We start from the raw sequence: 20443 nt of genomic DNA, 5'->3' as shown, positions 1-20443 counted from the left end.
ATCACTCACCACCTGATGGCTGCTTATTGCACGCTCAGCGTCCTTCGCACAGCATCGCGCCAACCAGCGAGCTTGGCTGCGCGCTTTGTGGCATCCATGTCAGGCTGGAAGCGCCGTTCGAGTGCCCAGCTTTTCGCGAACTTCTTGGCATCCGGCCACACGCCGGCCTTCGAGCCGGCAAGCCATGCGGCACCCAGCGCCGTCGTCTCCAGAATGGTCGGGCGGTCGACCGGTGCATCGAGGATGTCGGCGAGGCGCTGCATCGTCCAGTCGGACGCTACCATCCCGCCGTCGACCCGAAGCACGGTCTTGGCTGAGGCGCCCTTCCAGTCCTTGCGCATGGCGTCGAGCAGGTCGCGCGTCTGGTAGGCCACGGCTTCCAGGGCGGCGCGGGCAAACTCCGCCGGGCCGGAATTGCGGGTCAGCCCAAAGATGGCGCCGCGTGCTTCGGCATCCCAATGCGGCGCGCCGAGCCCGACGAAGGCCGGCACCAGATAGACGTTTTGGGTCGGATCGGCTTCGGCAGCCAGTTTGCCGCTCTGCTCGGCCTTGCCGATCACCTTGATGCCATCGCGCAGCCATTGCACCGCAGCACCGGCAATGAAGATCGAGCCTTCCAGCGCATAGGTCGTCTTGCCGTTCAGCCTATAGGCAATGGTAGTTAGCAGCCGGTTCTTCGAACGCACCAGATCGCTCCCGGTGTTGAGCAGGGCAAAGCAGCCGGTGCCGTAGGTCGATTTCATCATGCCTGGCTCGAAGCAGGCTTGGCCGATGGTTGCCGCATGCTGGTCGCCGGCTACACCGAGGATTCTTATCTCGGCACCAAAGAGATTTTTCTCCGTGATTCCATAATCATCGGCGCAGTCTTTCACTTGGGGAAGCATTTCTGCCGGGATGTTGAGGATCGACAGCAGCTCATCGTCCCAGGCATTCTCAGCGATGTTGTAGACCAGCGTGCGCGAGGCGTTGGTGGCGTCCGTGGCGTGAACCTTGCCGCCGGTCAGCCGCCAGATCAGGAAACTGTCGATGGTGCCGGCGAGCAGTTCGCCTTTCTCGGCGCGTTTTCTGGCGCCCTTCACCTTGTCCAGCATCCAGGCGATCTTGGTGCCGGAAAAATAGGGATCGAGCAGCAGCCCGGTTTTCTTGGTGAATGTCTTCTCCAACCCTTGCTTCTTGAGTTTCTGGCACAGCGGCGCGGTGCGCCGGTCCTGCCAGACAATGGCATTGTGGATCGGCTTGCCGGTCGCTCTGTCCCAGATGACGACGGTTTCGCGCTGATTGGTGATGCCGATCGCGGCCACGTCGGAAGCATTCCGGCCGGCCTTCTTCAGCGCCGCCTTCACGGTCGACACCACACTCGCCCAGATATCCTCGGGATCGTGCTCGACCCAGCCGGAAGCCGGATAGTGCTGGGCGAATTCCTTTTGCCCGCTGCCGGCGACCTTCATCTCGCCGTCGAACAGTATCGCCCGGGTCGAAGTCGTGCCCTGGTCGATGGCAAGGATATATCCGGTCATTATGCCTCCCCGCTTTGTCTTTTACACAAACAGGGGAGACGGCAAGATGCCGCCTCCCCCAATGTCACACGGGCGCAGACGCCCGCTTAGAACAGTCTTACTTTTGCCAGCTCTTCACCAGCTCGTCGTAATTGATGGTGACCGGCTTTTCCTTCTCGTTCTCGATCTTCAACTGAGGAGCGAGATTGCCCTTCTTGACCGCGTCGGCGTTCCAGTAGGCGAGGTCATGCTCTTCGGCCATCTTCGGGCCGATATCGCCCTGGATGCCGGCCTTTTCCAGGCGTTCCATGACCTTTTCCTGCTCAGAGCAAAGCGAGTCCATCGCCTCCTGTGCCGTCTTGGCACCCGACGACGCATCGCCGATCGCCTGCCACCAGAGCTGTGCCAGCTTCGGATAGTCCGGAACGTTCGTTCCGGTCGGCGACCACTGAACACGGGCCGGCGAGCGGTAGAACTCGATCAGGCCGCCGAGCTTCGGAGCGCGTTCCGTGAAGCTCTTGTCCTGGATCGTCGACTCGCGGATCAGCGTCAGGCCGACATGGCTCTTCTTCACGTCGACCGTCTTCGATACGACGAACTGCGCATAGAGCCAGGCGGCCTTGGCGCGATCGTCAGGCGTGGACTTGAGAAGCGTCCATGAACCCACGTCCTGGTAGCCGAGCTTCATGCCGTCCTTCCAGTAGACGCCATGCGGCGAGGGAGCAAAGCGCCATTTCGGGGTGCCGTCCGCGTTCACGACCGGCAGCCCTTCCTTGACGAAGGAGGCGGTGAAGGCGGTGTAGGTGAACATCTGCTGCGCGACCGTGCCCTGCGACGGGACGGGGCCGGATTCGCCGAACGTCATGCCTTGGGCTTCCGGCGGCGCATAGGCCTTCAGCCAATCCAGGTACTTCTGGATCGAATATACGGAAGCCGGGCCGTTGGTGTCGCCGCCGCGCGCGACGCACGAGCCGACAGGCTGCGACTTCTCGTTGACCTTGATGCCCCATTCGTCGACCGGAAGACCGTTCGGCAGGCCCTTGTCGCCATTGCCGGCCATGGACAGCCAGGCATCGGTGAACCGCCAGCCGAGCGAGGGGTCCTTCTTGCCGTAGTCCATGTGGCCATAGACCTTCTTGCCGTCGATTTCGCGGCCGGTGAAGAACTCGGCGATGTCCTCATAGGCCGACCAGTTGACCGGAACGCCGAGGTCGTAGCCGTACTTGGCCTTGAAATCGGCCTTGTTCTTCTCGTCGTTGAACCAGTCGTAGCGGAACCAGTAGAGGTTCGCGAACTGCTGGTCCGGCAGCTGGTAGAGGTCGCCGTCCGGAGCGGTCGTGAACTTGGTGCCGATGAAGTCGGCGAGGTCGAGGTTGGGATTGGTGACATCCTTGCCCTCATTCGCCATCCACTTGGTCAGGCTGCGCGCCTGCTGGTACCGCCAGTGGGTGCCGATCAGATCGGAGTCGTTGACGTAGGCGTCGTAAATGTTTTCGCCCGACTGCATCTGCGTCTGCAGCTTCTCGACGACATCCCCTTCGCCGATCAGGTCGTGAGTGATCTTGATGCCGGTGATCGCGGTGAAGGCGGGCGCCAAGACCTTGGACTCATAGCTATGCGTATCGATGGTCTCGGAGACCACCTTGATGTCCATCCCGGCGAAAGGCTTCGCGGCATCGATGAACCATTGCAATTCGGCTTCCTGGGCGCCGCGATCGAGCGTCGACAAGTCCTTGATTTCGGTATCGAGGAAAGTCTTGGCTTCGTCCATTCCGGCATAGGCCTGGCCTGCTCCCCAGAGCAGGACAAGCGCAGTCGTTGATGTTAAAAATTGCCTTCGCATTTCGTTTCCTCCACTTTTCAAGTTTCAAGTGCGATCTGGAGCGGCCGCCGGCACGCGGTCGCTCCAACAGTTTCCCCCTCTATACGTAGCGGAACACGCCGACGGCGTAGACTACGGAGAGAGCGAGAGCCCACCACAGGTTGGGTCCGACAAGACCCAGCCAAGCGAGATGGATAAAGGCGCTGCCGAGCAGCGAAACAAAGAGGCGGTCGCCGCGCGTCGTCTCGAAGCGCAGGAGGCCGACCCGGGGATTGCCGCCAGGCGAGGCGTATTCCCAGACCGCCATGCCACAGAGCAGTACCAGGATCGTGATGAAAAAGATCGCCGTTGGCAGCGTCCATGCCATCCAGGTGAGGTTCATGGTCATACCCTCCCTAGGGCAAAGCCCTTGGCGATGTAGTTGCGGACGAACCAGATCACGAGCGCGCCTGGAAGGATGGTGAGCACGCCGGCGGCGGCCAGCACGCCCCAGTCGAGCCCGGAGGCCGAGACCGTACGCGTCATGATCGCCGCGATCGGTTTGGCGGCCGTCGTGGTCAAGGTGCGCGCGATCAGCAGTTCGACCCATGAGAACATGAAGCAGAAGAAGCAGGCCACGCCGACGCCGCTTGCGATCAGCGGCATGAAGATTTTCAGGAAGAAGCGCGGGAAGGAATAGCCATCGATATAGGCGGTCTCGTCGATCTCCTTCGGCACGCCGGACATGAAACCCTCGAGGATCCAGACCGCCAGCGGCACGTTGAACAGGCAGTGCGCCAGCGCCACCGCGATATGCGTGTCGATCAGCCCGAACGCCGAATAGAGCTGGAAGAACGGCAGCGCGAACACTGCCGGCGGCGCCATGCGGTTGGTCAACAGCCAGAAGAAGAGGTGCTTGTCGCCGAGGAACCGGTAGCGCGAGAAAGCGTAGGCCGCCGGCAGCGCCACCGAAACCGAGATCACCATGTTCATGACGACATAGATGATCGAATTGATGTAGCCCTTGTACCAGGACGGGTCGGTGAAGATCACGATGTAGTTGGCCAGGGTCGGGCTCTTCGGCCACAGCGAAAACGCGCCCAGAATCTCCTGATTGGTCTTGAAGCTCATATTGACCAGCCAGTAGATCGGCAGCATCAGAAAGATGATGTAGATCGTTGGCACCAACCACCAGAACCGGGATTCTTCGCCGCGCCGGCGCATCAGCCGCGCAAGCTGGTCCTGCGACAATGTGCTGGCGAGCCCGTCCGAAACCGCCGTCTCACGCACTCGGTCCTGCCTCGTCGTTCCTTCGTTGGCGCCGCTCATCTCAGCGCTCCGCATCGACATTGGTCATGACGGTGTAGAACACCCAAGACAGCAAAAGGATGATCAGGAAGTAGATGATCGACATGGCGGCCGCCGGCCCGAGATCGAACTGGCCGATCGCAATCTTGACCAGGTCTATCGACAGGAACGTCGTCGAATTGCCAGGGCCTCCGCCCGTGACCACGAACGGCTCGGTGTAGATCATGAACGAGTCCATGAAGCGCAGCAGCACTGCAATCAGAAGCACGCGGTTCATCTTCGGCAGCTGGATGTAGCGGAACACTGCCCAGCGTGAGGCGCCGTCGATCTTGGCCGCCTGGTAGAAAGCATCGGGGATCGAGACCAGTCCGGCGTAGCAAAGCAGAACGACGAGGCTTGTCCAGTGCCAGACGTCCATCAGGATGACCGTCACCCAGGCGTCGGTCGGATCGTTGACGTAGTTGTAGTCGAAGCCGAGCGACGACAGCGTGTAGCCGAGCAGGCCAATGTCGATGCGGCCGAACACCTGCCAAATCGTGCCGACGACGTTCCACGGGATCAGCAGCGGCAGAGCCATCAGCACCAGGCAGACCGGCACGCCCCAGCCTTTCTTGGGCATGTTAAGAGCGATGAAGATGCCGAGCGGAATCTCGATGGCGAGGATGGTCGCGGAAAAGATCAGGTTGCGGACCATCGACAGCCAGAAGCGTTCCGACTCCAGGATTTCGGTGTACCAGTCCGAGCCGTTCCAGAAGAAGACGTTGTTTCCGAACGTGTCCTGCACCGAATAGTTGACCACCGTCATCAGCGGGGTCACCGCAGAGAACGCCACCAGCAGAAGAACCGGCAGCACCATGAACCAGGCCTTGTTGTTCCAGGTCTTCTCCATCTAGGCCTCCATCTCGACACGCCAGGAATCGGCATAGATGTTGATGCCGGCCGGGTCGAACCGCACCTTCGGATCGGCGGGCAGGGTCTCGTCCTCACCGATCACGGCAGAAATATCGCGGCCTTCGAGCTTGGCGCGCACCACCTTGTGGCGGCCGAGATCCTCGACCTTGCTGACCTGCACGGCCATGCCTTCGCGGCCGAGCCGGACATATTCGGGACGGATGCCGAGCTCGACGGCGCCGCTGCCTGCCTTTGGCGCGCCCGGCAGTTCGATGCGCTGCGAGCCGAGCGTCGCCGTCTTGCCGTCGATTGCCACCGGCATGACGTTCATGCCCGGCGAGCCGATAAAATAACCGACAAAGGTATGGCGTGGCCGTTCGAACAATTCGGCCGGTGTGCCGATCTGCACGATGCCGCCATCATACATGACCACGACCTGCTCGGCGAAGGTCAGCGCCTCGGTCTGGTCGTGGGTCACATAGACCATGGTGTAGCCAAAGCGGCGGTGCAACTGCTTCAGCTGCGAGCGCAGCACCCACTTCATGTGCGGATCGATGACGGTCAGCGGCTCGTCGAACAGGATGGCGTTGACGTCGGAGCGCACCAGCCCGCGGCCGAGCGAGATCTTCTGCTTCTGGTCGGCGGTCAGGCCCCTCGCCTTCTTCTTCGCCCAGGACGCCAGATCGATCATCTCCAACGTCTCGCGAACCTTGCGGTCGACATCGGCTTCCGGCACGCCGCGGTTGCGCAGCGGGAAGGCCAGATTATCGTAGACGGTCATGGTGTCGTAAATGACCGGGAACTGGAACACCTGCGCGATGTTGCGCTCCTGCGTCGATAAATTGGTCACGTCCTTGCCGTTGAACAGCAACTGGCCGTGCGAGGGGTGCAACAATCCCGAAATGATGTTGAGCAGCGTGGTCTTGCCGCAACCGGAGGGCCCGAGCAGCGCATAGGCGCCGCCGTCCTCGAAGACATGATGCACTTCCCGCAGCGCGAAATCGGCATCCTTCTGCGGGTTCGGCAGGTAGGAATGTCGGACATGGTTGACGTCGATGCGTGCCATCTCTTTGCCCTCAAGCCGCCAGCTTCGACGCAGTCACGGCGCTGCCGTGCTCGTCGAAAACCATGATGTGGCGCGGATCGATGAACACCTCGACCACCTCGTCTGGCTCGAAATGCCTGATACCATGGGTCAGCATGACCCAGCGCGCATCGGCGAAATCGAGATGGATGAAGCTCTCCGATCCGGTGATCTCGGTGATCGTCACCTTGGCACGCACCGGCACCGCCGCCGCATTGGGCCGCTCGAGCGACAAGTGGTGCGGCTGAAAACCGATCGTATAGATGGCGTCGGCAATGCCGGAGAGTTCGGCCGGCACCGGTAGGTTCACGCCGCCCTCGAGCAGGAAATCCCGACCCTTCTTGGCGAGCACGATGGTGTTAAGCGGCGGATCGGAAAACGTCCTGGCTGTCACCAGATCTACCGGCTTGCGGAACACCTCGATGGTCGGTCCGAACTGGGTGATCTTGCCTTGCGAAAGCGTCGCCGTGTTGCCGCCAAGCAGCAGGGCCTCGTGCGGCTCGGTGGTGGCGTAGACGAAGATGGTGCCGGCGGCGGCGAATATCCTGGGCAATTCGGCGCGCAGTTCCTCGCGCAATTTGTAGTCGAGATTGGCGAGCGGTTCATCGAGCAGGACCAGGCTGGCGTTCTTGACGATGGCGCGCGCCAGTGCGGTGCGCTGCTGCTGGCCGCCGGACAGGCTGAGCGGCGTGCGGTCGAGATAGGGTGTCAGCTTGAGAAGTGCGGCGGCTTCACGTACCTGGCTGTCGATCCTGGCCTGCTCGATGCCGGCTACCCGCAGCGGCGAAGCGATGTTCTCATAGACGGTCATCGCCGGATAGTTGATGAACTGCTGGTAGACCATGGCGATCTTGCGCTTCTGCACCGGCACGCCGGTGACATTCTGGCCGTCGAACCAGATCGAGCCGGAGGTCGGCACATCGAGGCCGGCCATCAACCGCATCAGGCTGGTCTTGCCGGAGAGCGTAGGTCCAAGCAGGACGTTGAGCGAGCCGTGCTGGAGCGTCAGCGACACGTCGCTTATATGCTCGACCGCACCGACCGTCTTGGTGACGTTTCTCAGTTCCAGCATGACGCCTCCTCCCAGGCCTTCTGCATCAGCTCAAACCCCTCTTCATTCGGCAGCCGCGACATGCCGCCGGCTTATGCCGTGCATGAATTCATCGAGCGCCGCCACCTGCTCGCGGCTGAGATGCAGGCCGCGCTTGGTCCGGCGCCACAATACATCTTCTGATGTGACGGCCCATTCGTTTTGAACAAGATAGCGCACCTCGGCCTCATAGAGATCGGCGCCGAAGTTACGGCCCAGATCAGCATTCGATTTGGCCAGCCCCAGCAGCATCCTTGCGCGGGTGCCGTAGAGCCGGGTCAGCCGGCGGGCCAGGCGCGCGTCGAGGAACGGATAGGCGGTTTTTAGTTTCGCCACTTCGGCATCGAAACCGGTGGCCGGGAAATCGCCGCCCGGCAGTGGCGCGTTCGCCGTCCATGGCTTACCGCGCTTGCCGAGAAAACCCTCGATCTTTTCCAGCATCGATTCCGACAGCCGGCGATAGGTGGTTATCTTGCCGCCGAAGGCATTGACGATCGGGGCAGCGCCCTCGCCGCCATCGGCCTTGAGCACATAGTCGCGTGTCGCTTCTTGCGCCTTGGAGGCGCCGTCATCATAGAGCGGGCGGACGGCCGAATAGGTCCAGACGATATCCGAGCGCGTCACCGGCTGCGCAAAATATTCGCTTGCCGCGGCGCAGAGATAATCGATCTCGGTGTCGCTGATCTTCACGTCATGCGGATCGCCGGGATAATCCTGGTCGGTGGTGCCGATCAGGGTGAACTCTTCCTCATAGGGAATGGCGAAGATGATGCGGCCATCCTTGTTCTGGAAGAAATACGCGCGTGGATCGTCGAACTTCCTGGCGATGACAATGTGGCTGCCCTGCACGAGGCGGACATTGTGCACATCGTTGAGCCCGACGACGCCGGACAGCACATGATCGACCCAGGGGCCGGCGGCATTGACCAGCAGTCGCGCCTTGATCTCCTCGGTCTCGCCGGTCTGCAGATCCTCGATCTGGATTGCCCACAGGCCGTTTTCGCGGCGCGCGCCGGTCACTTTCGTGCGGGTGCGGACCGTTGCGCCGCGGTCGGCGGCGTCACGTGCGTTCAGCGCCACCAGCCGCGCATCATTGACCCAGCCATCCGAATACTCGAAGGCCTTTTTGAACAGTGGCTTCAAAGGCTTGCCGGCCGGATCCCTGGCCATGTCCAGCGTCCGGGTCGCGGGCAGCAATTTGCGCCCGCCAATGTGGTCGTAGAGGAAGAGACCGAGCCTGATCAGCCAGGCCGGGCGCAGGCCCTTGGCATAGGGCAGCACGAAGCGCATTGGCCAGATGATGTGCGGCGCGTTCTTCCACAAAACCTCGCGCTCCATCAGCGCCTCGCGCACCAGGCGGAATTCGTAGAATTCGAGGTAGCGCAGGCCGCCATGGATCAATTTGGTCGAACCCGAGGAGGTTCCGCTGGCGAGGTCGTTCATCTCGGCGAGAAACACGGAAAAGCCACGACCGACGGCATCACGGGCAATGCCGCAGCCATTGATGCCGCCACCTATGACGAAAATGTCACGGATCGGAGATGCGTCCACAATTCCTCCAACGATTTCGCATTGCACCATTTTTGGGCTTTTACGAAACCGTGTCGGAATTATTTCGAAATGATAACGAATGTCAAACGAAATATCACGAGCGCGTGATATCGGGTGAAAACCGCCTAGGCGAGCGACGTCTCGATCAGCTGAACCTCGGCCTCCTGGCAGATCTTGCGCACCGACGGGATGTCGCAACGATCGGTGATGAAGGTGTTGACCTGCGACAGATGGCCGATGCGCACCGGTGCGGTTCGCTCGAATTTGGTCTGGTCGGAAACTAGGATGACATGCCTTGCATTGGCGATGATCGCCTGCGCCACCTTGACCTCGCGAAAATCGAAATCGAGCAAGGCGCCGTCATGGTCGATGGCGGATGCACCGATCACCGCGTAGTCGACCTTGAACTGCCTGATGAAGTCGACCGCCGCTTCGCCGACCACACCGCCATCAGAACCGCGCACAACCCCGCCGGCGATCACCACCTCGATCGAGGGATATATCCGCATCCTATTGGCAACATTGATGTTATTGGTGATGACCATGAGACCGTTGTGATCGAGCAACGCCTTGCTGACCGACTCTGTCGTGGTGCCGATGTTGATGAACAGCGAGGCATTGTCGGGAATCAGTCTGGCGGCCGCACGGCCGATCGCCTCCTTTTCGTCGGCGGCGATCTTGCGTCTCGCCTCATACTCCATGTTCTCGATGCCGGAGGGATACAGCGCGCCACCATGGATGCGCGAGAGCAGCCGCTGGTCGCACAAATCGTTGAGGTCCTTGCGTATGGTCTGCGGCGTCACATTGAAGTGGGCGGCCAGATCATCGACCAGCACGCGGCCATGATCCTTGGCCATCTGGATAATCTCGGCATGGCGCGGCGACAGATACATAGGCAACCTCCCGTTTTCGTTTTTCTTGTCTATAGTCGAAAACGAAACCGATGAAAAGGCATAAGCCGGCTAACGAAATCAGCGATCCAAGCCACGTGCGATATCAGTAATCACCACAAAAGCCATATCGACATCGGCGGCGGTCGCCTCGAACTGGCCGACCTGGAAACGGATTGCTATCAGTCCATCGACTTTCGTCTGCGTCAGGTAGATGCGGCCATCGTCGTTGATCGCATTGACCAGGCGCAGATTGTGCTCGTCCGCATCGGTTGCGGTCTTGTGTCGGAACGAGAACAACGACAGCATCGGTTCGCTGACGATCTCGAAATCCGGCTCCCTTGCCAGCCGCGCCGCCAACCCTTCGCTCCACGCGACATGATTGCGGATCATCATGCGCAGGTTTTCCAGACCATGGGCGCGCAGCAGGAACCACAATTTCAGGGCGCGGAAGCGCCTGCCGAGCGGCACCGACCATTCCGAATAGTTGATGATGCCGTCATGACCGTGCGTCTTCAGATAATCCGGCTTGATGGCCAGCGTCTTCACATGGCTTTCGGGGTCGCGCAGGAACTGGATCGAGCAGTCGAACTGGGCGCCCAGCCATTTGTGCGGGTTGAAGACGATCGAATCGGCGCCTTCGACGCCTGTCCAGAAATGCCGATACTCCGGACAGATCATCGCCGACCCCGCCCATGCGGCATCGACGTGGAGATAGAGCCCATGCCGCCGCGCCACCTCTGCCACCGCGGCGATGTCGTCGGTGCCGCCGGTGCTGGTGCCACCGACGCAAGCGATGATGCCGGCCGGCAGCATGCCCGCTTCCCGGTCGGCGATGATTGCCGCCTCGAGCGCTGCGGTGTCCATGGCGCGAAAGCGGCCGCCGACCGGAATGCGCACGAGATTGTCCTCGCCGATGCCTGACACCCAGATCGCCCGGTCGATCGATGTGTGCACCTGATCGGAGGAATAGATGCGCAGCCGCGCCTGCCCTGCCAGGCCTTGTTTGTTGCCTTGCCACTCGAGTGCCCGCTCGCGCATGGTGAGCACCGCGGCCAGTGTCGCCGACGAAGCCGAATCCTGGATCACCCCGGAAAACCCTTCGGGCAGACCGAGCGCCTGGCGCATCCAGTCGACGGTGCGCGTTTCGAGTTCGGTCGCTGCCGGTGACGTTTGCCAGAGCATGCATTGCGCGGCCATCGCCGAAACCAGATATTCCGCCACCACCGAGACCGGCGCCGCATTGGCCGGGAAATAGGCGAAGAAACGCGGATGCTGCCAATGTGTCATTCCAGGCAGAATCTTCTCTTCGAAGTCGGCGAAGATCCGGTCCATCGGTTCGGCGTCTTCGGGCGGCGACGCCTCTATGCCTCGGAAAATGTCGCCAGGCTCGACCAGCGGCCGCACCGGCCGCTCGCGCAGCGTATTGCGGTAGTCGGCGCCCCAGTCGGCGGCGCGCCGCGACCATTGCCGGAAATCATCGTTGTTCATCCTGTCCTCCCGACATGATCCATCGCTACCATCCATCGCGGCTGGTCTCTTTATTAATTAACGCGTGAAATATATGCAACCAGCAACGGATGCCGCACGCCTCAGCCGGGGAAATCCGGCAGGCTGGCAAAGGCCGTCTTCAGCGCATTCGACCAGCCGTCGGAGATCGTGCGGTAGTACTGGTCATCCTGGCCGATCCGCTTCTTCAATCCGACCTTGAAGGCGTCCTTCTCCAGGAAGAGCAGGTCGAGCGGCAAGCCGACGGACAGGTTCGACTTCAACGTCGAATCGAACGACACCAAAAGCAGCTTCACCGTCTCGGCCAGGCTCATCGTCCTTTCGTAGGCGCGGATGATGATCGGCTTGCCGTATTTGGTCTCGCCGATCTGGAAAAACGGCGTGTCATCGGTCGATTCGATGAAATTGCCTTCGGGATAGATCATGAACAGGCGCGGCTCGCTGCCCTTGATCTGACCGCCGAGGATGAAGGACGCATTGAAATAGGAATCCGCCTTTTCGCCAGCGGGTGACGAATTGGCGATGACCTCCTTGACCGTGTCGCCAACAATGCGGACCGTTTGGTACATCGACGGCGTTTCGAGCACCGTAGAATGCCTTTCGGAGATCGCCTTGGTGCGCTCGTCGAGCAGGCTGACCACGGCCTGCGTCGTCGCCAGATTGCCCGCCGACATCAAAACGATGACACGCTCGCCCGGCTCTTCCCAGACATGCATCTTGCGAAAGGTGGAGATGGAATCCATGCCTGCATTGGTGCGCGTGTCCGACATGAACACGAGCCCGCGGTCGATCTTCAGGCCAACGCAATAGGTCATGGAATCTCTTCTAGAGCAATTCCAGGAAAAGTGTGAAGCGGTTTTCCGTGCGGAATTGCGTTAAAACAAGGGGATAGAGCGGTTCGGCGTTCCTTGAAACGATGAATCGCTCGGCAGCAATCGTGCGGAGGATTACTGCTCCACCGTGACGGTGACCGCAAGCCGTTCTTCCGCCTGTCCCAGCCGAATTCCCGACACCGGCGTGGCGTCGCGGTAATCGCGGCCCGTTGCCACCTTTACATAACGCTCGTCGGGTGAAATGCCATTGGCGGCATCAAAGGCAACCCAGCCGAGACCCGAGACATGCGCTTCGGCCCAGGCATGGCTGGCCGCCTGCTCGACCGTGGCATCCAGCATCAGATAGCCGCTGACATAGCGAGCTGGAAAGCCCATGGCGCGGGCGGCGGCGGCAAAGATATGGGTATGATCCTGGCAGACCCCGGTCTTGAGCGCCAAGGCTTCCTCCGCCGGCGTCGTCGCGTTGGTGGTGCCGGGCGTGTAGGCGACGCGTTCGCCGATGATGGCCATCAGCCGGTGCAGCCTTTCAATGTCGCTGCCCTTGCCGACCGACGCGGCGAGATCGCGAACACCGCTGCCGATCGTCGTCAATGGTGTCTCATGGCTGTACAGCCAGAGCGGCGTAAAGCCCTGGTGTGGTCCCGAGACACCCGCGGTGTCGCGCGTCACCACTTCGCCTGATGCTTCCACAGTGATGAAGTCGCGCTCGCCCTCGACGCTCAACAGCCTTGTGTCGTTGCCGAAATGGTCGACGAAGCGGACCTCTTCGCGCGCGCCTTCGATCGCCAGAGCCCAGGACAGAACAGTCTGCGTCGATCCGCTGACCGGAAGCAACCGCAGCCGCTGCAACAGATAGTGCACCGGCGCATCGTAGCGGTATTCGGTCCGATGGGTGATCTTCAGCCGCATGCTTCTATTCCGTTTGTGAGCACGATCTCCGGACAAACGGTTTCCATTTGTCTGAGAAAACCGGCTCCACCTTTCGGGACCATGCTCAATTGAACCGATAATCTTGTGCGATCTCTTCGCCCAGCTTGGTGTTGTCGCGAATGAAATTGGCCAGGAATTCATGCAGGCCGGCGTCGAATATGCCCTTGATCGACCCGGCTCTCAGCATTGTCTGCGTCTTCTCGGCCGTTGCGTGGCAGGCATGGCGTTCGCCGTAATCGTCGCCGAGGAATTTCAGATGCTCCGACAGGAAGCGATAGCAGAACATCAGCGAGCGCGGCATACGAACGTTGAGGATCAGATAATCGGCAATGTTGGTCGGCTTGTAATCGGCATCGTAGACCCAGCGATAGGAGCGATGCGCCGAGACCGAACGCAGGATCGATTCCCACTGATAATTGTCGAGCGTCGAGCCGACCCAGGAGATCGACGGCAGCAGCACATAATATTTCACGTCGAGGATGCGCGCCGTGTTGTCCGCGCGCTCGACATAAGTGCCGAGCTGCGAGAAGTCGAAGATCTCGTTGCGCAGCATGGTGCCGTAGAATGAGCCGCGGATCAGCGCCGTCTCGCGCTTGATGGCGTCGAGCACGCTGGGCAGGTCGCGCTCGTCGATCGGCCTGGCCAGCATCCGCTTCAGCGACATCCAGGCTTCGTTGATGCTTTCCCAGGTTTCGCGCGTCAGCGCGGTACGCACCATGCGGGCATTGTTGCGGGCCGTCTCGATCGACGCCATCGTGCTCGACGGGTTCGACGTGTCGCGCAACAGGAAGTCGGCGACATTGGCGGCGGTATAGTCAGAATATTTCTGGCTGAAGGTGACGTCGGAACCGGCGCTGAGCAGCACCGAACTCCACTCTTCCGAGGCGCTCTGCGTGCGGGTCAGCGCCATGCGCAGGCCGGCATCGACCAAGCGCGCCATGTTTTCCGCCCGCTCGATATAGCGGTTCATCCAATAGAGCCCGTTGGCGGTGCGGCCTAAAAGCATTGAATTGGCCCCTCGGGCTAGTGAGTAGGGAATAGGCAGTAGGGAATAGTAAGAGTTTGAATCTCAATGGAATATGGCATTTCCCTGTCCTCTGCTTCCACTACTGCCTACTGCCTACTGCCTGCTGCCTGCTGCCTGCTGCCTACTGCCTAATTCCTTACTCACTCACTTCAATCATCCAGCACCCACGTATCCTTCGTCCCGCCGCCCTGCGAGGAATTGACCACCAGCGAGCCTTCCTTCAGCGCGACGCGGGTCAGCCCGCCGGGCACGATCTGGATGCGGTCGGAGACCAGCACATAAGGCCTGAGATCGACATGGCGCGGCGCCAACCCCTTTTCCGTCAGGATCGGGCATGTCGACAGCGCGAGCGTCGGCTGGGCGATGTAATTCGAAGGTTTTGCCTGGAGTTTCTTGGCAAACGTCTCGCATTCCTTCTTGGTTGCTGCCGGCCCAACCAGCATGCCGTAGCCGCCGGAACCGTGCACTTCCTTGATCACCAGTTCGTCGATGTGTTCGAGCACGTATTTCAGACTGTCGGCCTCCGAGCAGCGCCAGGTTGGGATGTTGCCCAGGATCGCCTTGCGGCCGGTGTAGAATTCGATGATCTCGGGCATGTAGGAATAGATCGCCTTGTCGTCGGCGATGCCGGTGCCCGGCGCGTTGGCGATGGTGATGTTGCCGGCCCGATAGACATCCATGATGCCGGGTATGCCAAGTGCGGAGTCCGGCCGGAAGGTCAGCGGGTCGAGGAAGGAATCATCGACGCGGCGGTAAAGCACATCGATCTGCTTGTAGCCTTCGGTCGTGCGCATCGCGACATGCCCGTCGACGACCCGCAGATCCTGGCCTTCGACCAGTTGCACGCCCATCTGGTCGGCGAGGAAGGCGTGTTCGAAATAGGCGGAGTTGAAACTGCCGGGCGTCAGCACCGCAATGGTCGGCGCACCCTTTGTGCTTTGCGGCCGCACCGCCGCCAGCGACTGGCGCAGAAGCTGAGGGTAGTTTTCCACCGGCCGCACCTTGATCTTCTGGAACAGCTCGGGGAACAGCTGCATCATCGTCTCGCGGTTCTCCAGCATGTAGGAGACGCCCGACGGCGTGCGCGCATTGTCCTCCAGCACGTAGAATTCGTCCTCCGAGATGCGGACGATGTCGACGCCGATGATGTGGGTATAGACGCCGGCCGGCGGCCTGACCCCGATCATCTCCGGCAGGAAGGCCTCGTTCCTGGCGATCAATTCCCTGGGGACGCGCCCTGCGCGCAGGATTTCCTGGCGATGGTAGATGTCGTCGAGGAAGGCGTTCAGCGCCTGCACGCGCTGCTCTATGCCCTGCGTGAGGCGCCGCCATTCATTGCCTGAAATGATGCGGGGAACGATGTCGAACGGGATCAGCCGCTCGGAGGCTTCCTGCTCGCCATAGACGGCGAAGGTGATACCGGTCTTGCGGAAGACGCGTTCGGCGTCCTGCATCTTCTCGGTCAACCTGGCTGGGTCCTGCTCCTTCAGCCAGCGATCATAAGCCGAATACGGTCTTCTCAATCCGGAGACTTCCGGAAGCATTTCATCGAACGCTGCCAATCGCATACTCCCCTGTGACGCCATTTCACTGGCGTCGCCGGAGAAAATCAAGCGCAATCGGTGATTTGGGAGATACGGGCGATCAGTATGTTGCGCCTGCCTAAAATTGAGGCAGTCGAAATATGACCCTGGTCAGCCTTTGCCTCGTGCCCGGGCAAATGCGTTTGCCAGCTAGAAAGCGCGGAACGTGACGACGGTGAACGTGTCCTTGATGCCGGGGAGAATCTGCACCTTCTCATTGACGAAATGGCCGACGTCTTCCTCATCGTCGACGTAGAATTTGGCGAGCAGATCGTAATTGCCGGCGGTGGAGTAGATTTCCGAGGCGATCTCGGCATCGGCAAGCGCGCTGGCAACCTCATAGGATTTGCCGAGCTCGCATTTGATCTGCACGAAAAACGCCTTCATGGCTTCGTCCCGCTAAACGTCCAAGTCCAGCGGCCCTTCTGGCAGACTGGAGGCGGGCTTTCAAGCGCTGGAATCCGTACCCAGCCGGCCCAGGCCTGGGCTGCGACCTTCCGCAGCTGCTACACCAGCATGCAACCTGCCGCCGATCGCCAGCGATTATTCGCAATCGCTGAAACCGCGATGCGCTGCCAAGCGTATGTTATGATGCGTCTTCGGACAGCACCATTTTTGAGGGAAGATATTTCGCGGGATAACGGAGACAGGCCATGCGCCACGCCTTTTTCGCAATCGCAGTCGTTCCATTCCTCTTTGTATCGTCGGCATTGGCCGGCGATGCCGAGATCAAGGCGGGCCAGTCCGTCATCGACAGTCAGCTAGAGGCCCTCATTGCCGATGACGGCGCCACTGCCTACAGCTTCGCCGCCCCGAATGTGAAGCGGATCTTCCCGACCGTCGACGCCTTCATGAACATGGTGACCAACGGCTATCCGCCGGTGCGCAAGCCGCGGACCTATTCCTTCGGCAAGGTCGAGGAGACGGCTCCGGGTTCGATCGTCCAGCAGGTGCTGATCGTCGGCCCCAACGGCAAGGACTACGAGGCTGTCTACACGTTGCAGCAACAGCCCGACGGCACGTTCCAGATCACCGGTTGCAGCCTGCGCGCCTCGAATTCGCTCAGCACTTGAGGCCTCACAGCAACGGGATATCGCCCCTTGCCCAGCCCTCGGTGATTTCCGCGCCGCGCGCCTCGAAGGCGCCGGCCTCGATCGCAGCGCGGATATCCTGCATCAGCTTTTGATAGTAGGAAAGGTTGTTCCAGGTCAAAAGCATGGCGCCAAGTGCCTCCTGTGAGCGCACCAGATGATGCAGATAGGCGCGTGAGTAGTCCCGGGCGGCAGGGCAGTCGCTTTCCTCGTCGAGCGGCCGCGGATCGTCGGCATGGCGGGCGTTGCGCAGATTGACCTTGCCGCGCCTTGTATAGGCAAGGCCGTGGCGGCCGGCCCGCGTCGGCATTACGCAGTCGAACATGTCGATGCCGCGCGCCACCGATTTCAGGATATCGTCAGGCGTGCCGACGCCCATCAGATAGCGCGGCTTGTCCGCTGGCAATTCCGGACAGGTGATGTCGAGCATTTCGAGCATCACCGCTTGCGGCTCGCCGACGGCCAGGCCGCCAACCGCGTAGCCCTTCAGCTCCATCGCGCTCAGCGCCTGCGCCGAACGCACCCTGAGCGCTGCGTTGTCGCCGCCTTGCACGATGCCGAACATCGCCTTGCCCGGCTGATCGCCGAACGCCGTCTTGCAGCGCTCGGCCCAACGCAGCGACAGCTCCATGGCGCGCTCGATCTCCTTCATCTCGGCCGGCAGCGCCGTGCATTCGTCGAGCTGCATCTGGATGTCGGAATCAAGCAGTCCCTGGATCTCGATCGACCGCTCCGGCGACATCTCGTAGGCAGCGCCATCGATATGCGAACGGAAGGTGACGCCCTTTTCGGTCAGCTTTCTCAGCTTCGACAGCGACATCACCTGGAAACCACCGCTGTCGGTCAGAATCGGATGCGGCCAGCGGGCGAACTCGTGCAGGCCACCGAGCCGCGCGACGCGCTCGGCGCCGGGCCGCAGCATCAGATGATAGGTGTTGCCCAGGATGATGTCGGCGCCGACACCGCGCACCTGGTCCATATACATCGCCTTGACGGTGCCGCCGGTGCCGACCGGCATGAAGGCCGGCGTGCGGATTTCGCCGCGCGGCATGTCGATCACGCCGCGTCGCGCCTTGCCGTCGGTTGCCAGAACCTTGAAGCTGAACGGCTTAGCCATTGAATTCCTTGTCGTGGACCGGGGCGTCCGGCGCCTGATTGTCAAGCGACTGGCGGTAGTGGATGCCGCGCATGGTGGAATCGCGGTGCTGGCGAATGCCCGCGCGCAGTTTTTTCACTTCCGCGACCAGCGCATCACGGTCAAAGGCTTGCAGATCATCGTCCATCGCTCGTCTCCGCTCGGAAAAGCAGGCTTGCGTCGCCATAGGAATAGAATCTGTAGCGGCTCTCGATGGCATGCGCATAGGCCGCGCGCATCGTGCCGAGGCCGCTGAAGGCCGAGACCAGCATGAACAGCGTCGAGCGCGGCAGATGGAAATTGGTCATCAGCACGTCGGCGGTGCGAAAACGGTAGCCGGGCGTGATGAAGATATCGGTCGGACCGGACCACGCAGCCAGAGTACCGTCCTCACGCGCCGCACTCTCCAGCAGACGCAGCGAGGTCGTGCCGACAGCGACGATGCGCCCGCCCCTTGCTCTTGCGGCATTCAGGGCGTCCGCAGTGGCTTCGCTGACCGAACCGGTCTCGGCATGCATCTTGTGGTCGGCGGTATCGTCCGCCTTCACCGGCAGGAACGTGCCTGCGCCGACATGCAAGGTGACGAAGCGGCGTTCGATGCCCTTGCTGTCAAGCGCTGCAAAAAGCTCCGGCGTGAAATGCAGGCCCGCTGTCGGAGCCGCAACGGCGCCTTCCTCGCTTGCATAGATGGTCTGGTAGTCGGCCCGGTCGCGTTCGTCGTCGTCGCGTTTCGAGGCGATGTAGGGCGGCAGCGGAATGTGGCCGACCGCGTGCAGCGCCTCGTCGAGGAACGGCCCCGACAGATCGAAGTCAAGCAGCGCTTCGCCGCCCTCGCCTTTCTCGATCACCGTGGCGTCGAGCTGACCGAGGAAACAGGAATTGCCGTCATGGCCGAAATGGATACGGTCGCCGGCTGCGATGCGCTTGCCCGGCCGCATGAAGGCCAGCCAGCGGTCCGGCGCCATGCGCATATGCAGCGTGGCTTCGACCTGCGCCGTCGCCTCACCCCGCCGCCGGATGCCTTTGAGCTGCGCTGGAATGACCTTGGTGTCGTTGAACACCAGCACGTCGCCGGCCCTGAGCAACGATGGCAGGTTGCCAACCGTCCGGTCGTCGAGCGCCTCGCCCGGCTTGACCACCAGCATCTTGGCGCTGTCGCGCGGCTCCGCCGGGCGAAGCGCGATGCGCTCCTCCGGCAAATCGAAGTCAAAGAGATCGACGCGCATCAGTAGAGCCGGACGAGCAGCGCTCCGACCAGCAGCAGCACCGCGCCGGCGATGCGACCGAGCGAGATTTCACGCACCGCGACGCCGAGGAAGCCGATGCGGTCGATGAGCATGCCGGCCAGCAACTGGCCGGCGACCAGAAACGCCATCAGCGCGGCCGCACCCATGCGTGGCGTGAGAATCGTCGACAGCGTGACATAGAAACCGCCCAGCATGCCGCCGGCCACGAACAGCCAGGGCGCCGGCGCCTTCCAGTCGAGCGAGATGCCCTGCAGCTTCACCACCGTGACGGAAATAATGCCGAGCACGATCGCGCCCGACAGGAACGAAAACGCAGCCGCCGCGACCGGGAGGCCCAGGCCGCGCGCCAGTTGCGAATTGATCGGCGCCTGAATGGCAATGAAGGCGCCGGACAGGATGCCGAGAAGCGACCAGACGACGCCCATCATTGTCGTTTGCCCTTACTTGACGTCGGCCGCGACCTTCAGCGAGACGATCTTGTCGGGATCCTGCACCGGCTCGCCGCGCTTGATCTTGTCGACATTGTCCATGCCTTCGATGACCTGGCCCCAGACCGTGTACTGACGATTGAGGAAGGCGGCATCGTCGAAGCAGATGAAGAACTGCGAATTGGCCGAGTTCGGGTTCTGCGAACGGGCCATCGAGCAGGTGCCGCGAGCATGGTTGGCGTTGGAGAATTCAGCCTTCAAATCCGGCTTTTCAGAGCCGCCCATGCCCGCGCGGGACGGCGCGAAGGAATGCTTGCTGGAATTGCCGAACTTGACGTCGCCGGTCTGCGCCATGAAACCCTCGATAACGCGGTGGAAGACCACGCCGTCATAGGCGCCTTCCCTGGCCAGTTCCTTGATGCGGGCGACATGGCCCGGCGCCAGGTCGGGGAAAAGTTCGATGACCACATTGCCCTTGGTCGTTTCCATGATGAGCGCGTTCTCGCGGTCCTTGATTTCGGCCATGTCAGATATCCTTTTTCAGAAAAA

The 20443-nt window shown here is 61.4% G+C and carries 21 protein-coding genes; 1 reads left to right on the top strand and 20 read right to left on the bottom strand.

The window, feature by feature from the left end; translation table 11 throughout:
- Positions 1–23 precede the first annotated feature (23 nt).
- The 15 genes from glpK to NKI69_RS30155 form a co-directional block, all read right to left on the bottom strand.
- Positions 24–1517, bottom strand: coding sequence for a glycerol kinase GlpK (gene glpK, locus NKI69_RS30225; RefSeq protein WP_352723126.1), 1494 nt, complete (start codon positions 1515–1517; stop codon positions 24–26).
- 97 nt (positions 1518–1614) lie between these two features.
- Positions 1615–3339 (bottom strand): ABC transporter substrate-binding protein, encoded by a 1725-nt coding sequence (locus NKI69_RS30220; RefSeq protein WP_023812972.1) that lies wholly within the window; start codon positions 3337–3339, stop codon positions 1615–1617.
- 79 nt (positions 3340–3418) lie between these two features.
- The gene (locus NKI69_RS30215) at positions 3419–3700 is read right to left on the bottom strand and encodes a DUF2160 domain-containing protein (RefSeq protein WP_023812973.1); all 282 of its coding nucleotides are present in this window, start codon (positions 3698–3700) and stop codon (positions 3419–3421) included.
- Positions 3701–3702: 2 nt separating this feature from the next.
- Positions 3703–4626: a carbohydrate ABC transporter permease gene (locus tag NKI69_RS30210; RefSeq protein WP_027036701.1), complete on the bottom strand. Its 924-nt coding sequence runs from the start codon at positions 4624–4626 to the stop codon at positions 3703–3705.
- A gap of 1 nt (position 4627) precedes the next feature.
- Positions 4628–5494 (bottom strand): carbohydrate ABC transporter permease, encoded by an 867-nt coding sequence (locus NKI69_RS30205; protein WP_352723124.1) that lies wholly within the window; start codon positions 5492–5494, stop codon positions 4628–4630.
- Entirely contained in the window at positions 5495–6562 is a 1068-nt protein-coding gene (locus NKI69_RS30200; protein ID WP_023812976.1) for an ABC transporter ATP-binding protein, read from the bottom strand.
- Positions 6563–6572: 10 nt separating this feature from the next.
- Positions 6573–7652, bottom strand: a complete 1080-nt coding sequence (locus tag NKI69_RS30195) for an ABC transporter ATP-binding protein (RefSeq protein ID WP_352442604.1) — start codon at positions 7650–7652, stop codon at positions 6573–6575.
- Between the two features lie 42 nt (positions 7653–7694).
- Entirely contained in the window at positions 7695–9221 is a 1527-nt protein-coding gene (gene glpD / locus NKI69_RS30190; protein WP_352723121.1) for a glycerol-3-phosphate dehydrogenase, read from the bottom strand.
- A 125-nt stretch (positions 9222–9346) separates the two neighbouring features.
- Positions 9347–10114 (bottom strand): DeoR/GlpR family DNA-binding transcription regulator, encoded by a 768-nt coding sequence (locus NKI69_RS30185; RefSeq protein ID WP_023812979.1) that lies wholly within the window; start codon positions 10112–10114, stop codon positions 9347–9349.
- A gap of 78 nt (positions 10115–10192) precedes the next feature.
- Positions 10193–11602: a pyridoxal phosphate-dependent decarboxylase family protein gene (locus NKI69_RS30180; protein ID WP_023812980.1), complete on the bottom strand. Its 1410-nt coding sequence runs from the start codon at positions 11600–11602 to the stop codon at positions 10193–10195.
- Between the two features lie 101 nt (positions 11603–11703).
- Positions 11704–12435, bottom strand: a complete 732-nt coding sequence (locus NKI69_RS30175) for a proteasome-type protease (protein WP_023812981.1) — start codon at positions 12433–12435, stop codon at positions 11704–11706.
- Between the two features lie 132 nt (positions 12436–12567).
- Positions 12568–13362, bottom strand: coding sequence for a transglutaminase family protein (locus NKI69_RS30170; RefSeq protein ID WP_023812982.1), 795 nt, complete (start codon positions 13360–13362; stop codon positions 12568–12570).
- 85 nt (positions 13363–13447) lie between these two features.
- Complete coding sequence (locus NKI69_RS30165; RefSeq protein ID WP_023812983.1) at positions 13448–14389, bottom strand: alpha-E domain-containing protein; 942 nt, start codon at positions 14387–14389, stop codon at positions 13448–13450.
- 170 nt (positions 14390–14559) lie between these two features.
- Entirely contained in the window at positions 14560–15972 is a 1413-nt protein-coding gene (locus NKI69_RS30160) for a circularly permuted type 2 ATP-grasp protein (protein ID WP_352723117.1), read from the bottom strand.
- 171 nt (positions 15973–16143) lie between these two features.
- Positions 16144–16380, bottom strand: coding sequence for an Lrp/AsnC family transcriptional regulator (locus NKI69_RS30155; RefSeq protein ID WP_010909609.1), 237 nt, complete (start codon positions 16378–16380; stop codon positions 16144–16146).
- Between the two features lie 266 nt (positions 16381–16646).
- Here NKI69_RS30155 and NKI69_RS30150 point away from each other — a divergent pair, with 266 nt between their 5' ends.
- Positions 16647–17066 carry a DUF4864 domain-containing protein gene (locus NKI69_RS30150; RefSeq protein WP_023812986.1) on the top strand — a complete coding sequence of 140 codons (420 nt, stop codon included), beginning with the start codon at positions 16647–16649 and terminating at the stop codon, positions 17064–17066.
- A 4-nt stretch (positions 17067–17070) separates the two neighbouring features.
- On the opposite strand, the gene tgt is transcribed toward NKI69_RS30150, so the two are convergent.
- Genes tgt through NKI69_RS30125 form a run of 5 tightly spaced genes read right to left on the bottom strand, consistent with a single transcriptional unit; the run spans position 17071 to position 20419 of the window.
- Positions 17071–18201: a tRNA guanosine(34) transglycosylase Tgt gene (tgt, locus tag NKI69_RS30145; protein WP_023812987.1), complete on the bottom strand. Its 1131-nt coding sequence runs from the start codon at positions 18199–18201 to the stop codon at positions 17071–17073.
- A complete protein-coding gene (locus tag NKI69_RS30140) occupies positions 18194–18367 on the bottom strand; it encodes a hypothetical protein (RefSeq protein WP_023812988.1) in 174 nt (57 codons plus the stop codon). The genes tgt and NKI69_RS30140 overlap by 8 nt, the downstream gene beginning before the upstream one ends.
- Positions 18357–19445 (bottom strand): tRNA preQ1(34) S-adenosylmethionine ribosyltransferase-isomerase QueA, encoded by a 1089-nt coding sequence (gene queA, locus NKI69_RS30135; RefSeq protein WP_023812989.1) that lies wholly within the window; start codon positions 19443–19445, stop codon positions 18357–18359. Before queA ends, NKI69_RS30140 begins: the two co-directional genes overlap by 11 nt.
- Positions 19445–19894, bottom strand: coding sequence for a DMT family transporter (locus tag NKI69_RS30130; RefSeq protein WP_023812990.1), 450 nt, complete (start codon positions 19892–19894; stop codon positions 19445–19447). Before NKI69_RS30130 ends, queA begins: the two co-directional genes overlap by 1 nt.
- Positions 19895–19906: 12 nt before the next feature.
- A complete protein-coding gene (locus tag NKI69_RS30125) occupies positions 19907–20419 on the bottom strand; it encodes a peptidylprolyl isomerase (protein WP_023812991.1) in 513 nt (170 codons plus the stop codon).
- Between the last annotated feature and the right edge of the window lie 24 nt (positions 20420–20443).

The organism is Mesorhizobium sp. M0491 (assembly GCF_040321265.1).
GTDB lineage: Bacteria > Pseudomonadota > Alphaproteobacteria > Rhizobiales > Rhizobiaceae > Mesorhizobium.
The sequence above is the reverse complement of the archived record's forward strand: the minus strand, read 5'-3'. Positions and strand labels throughout refer to the sequence as shown.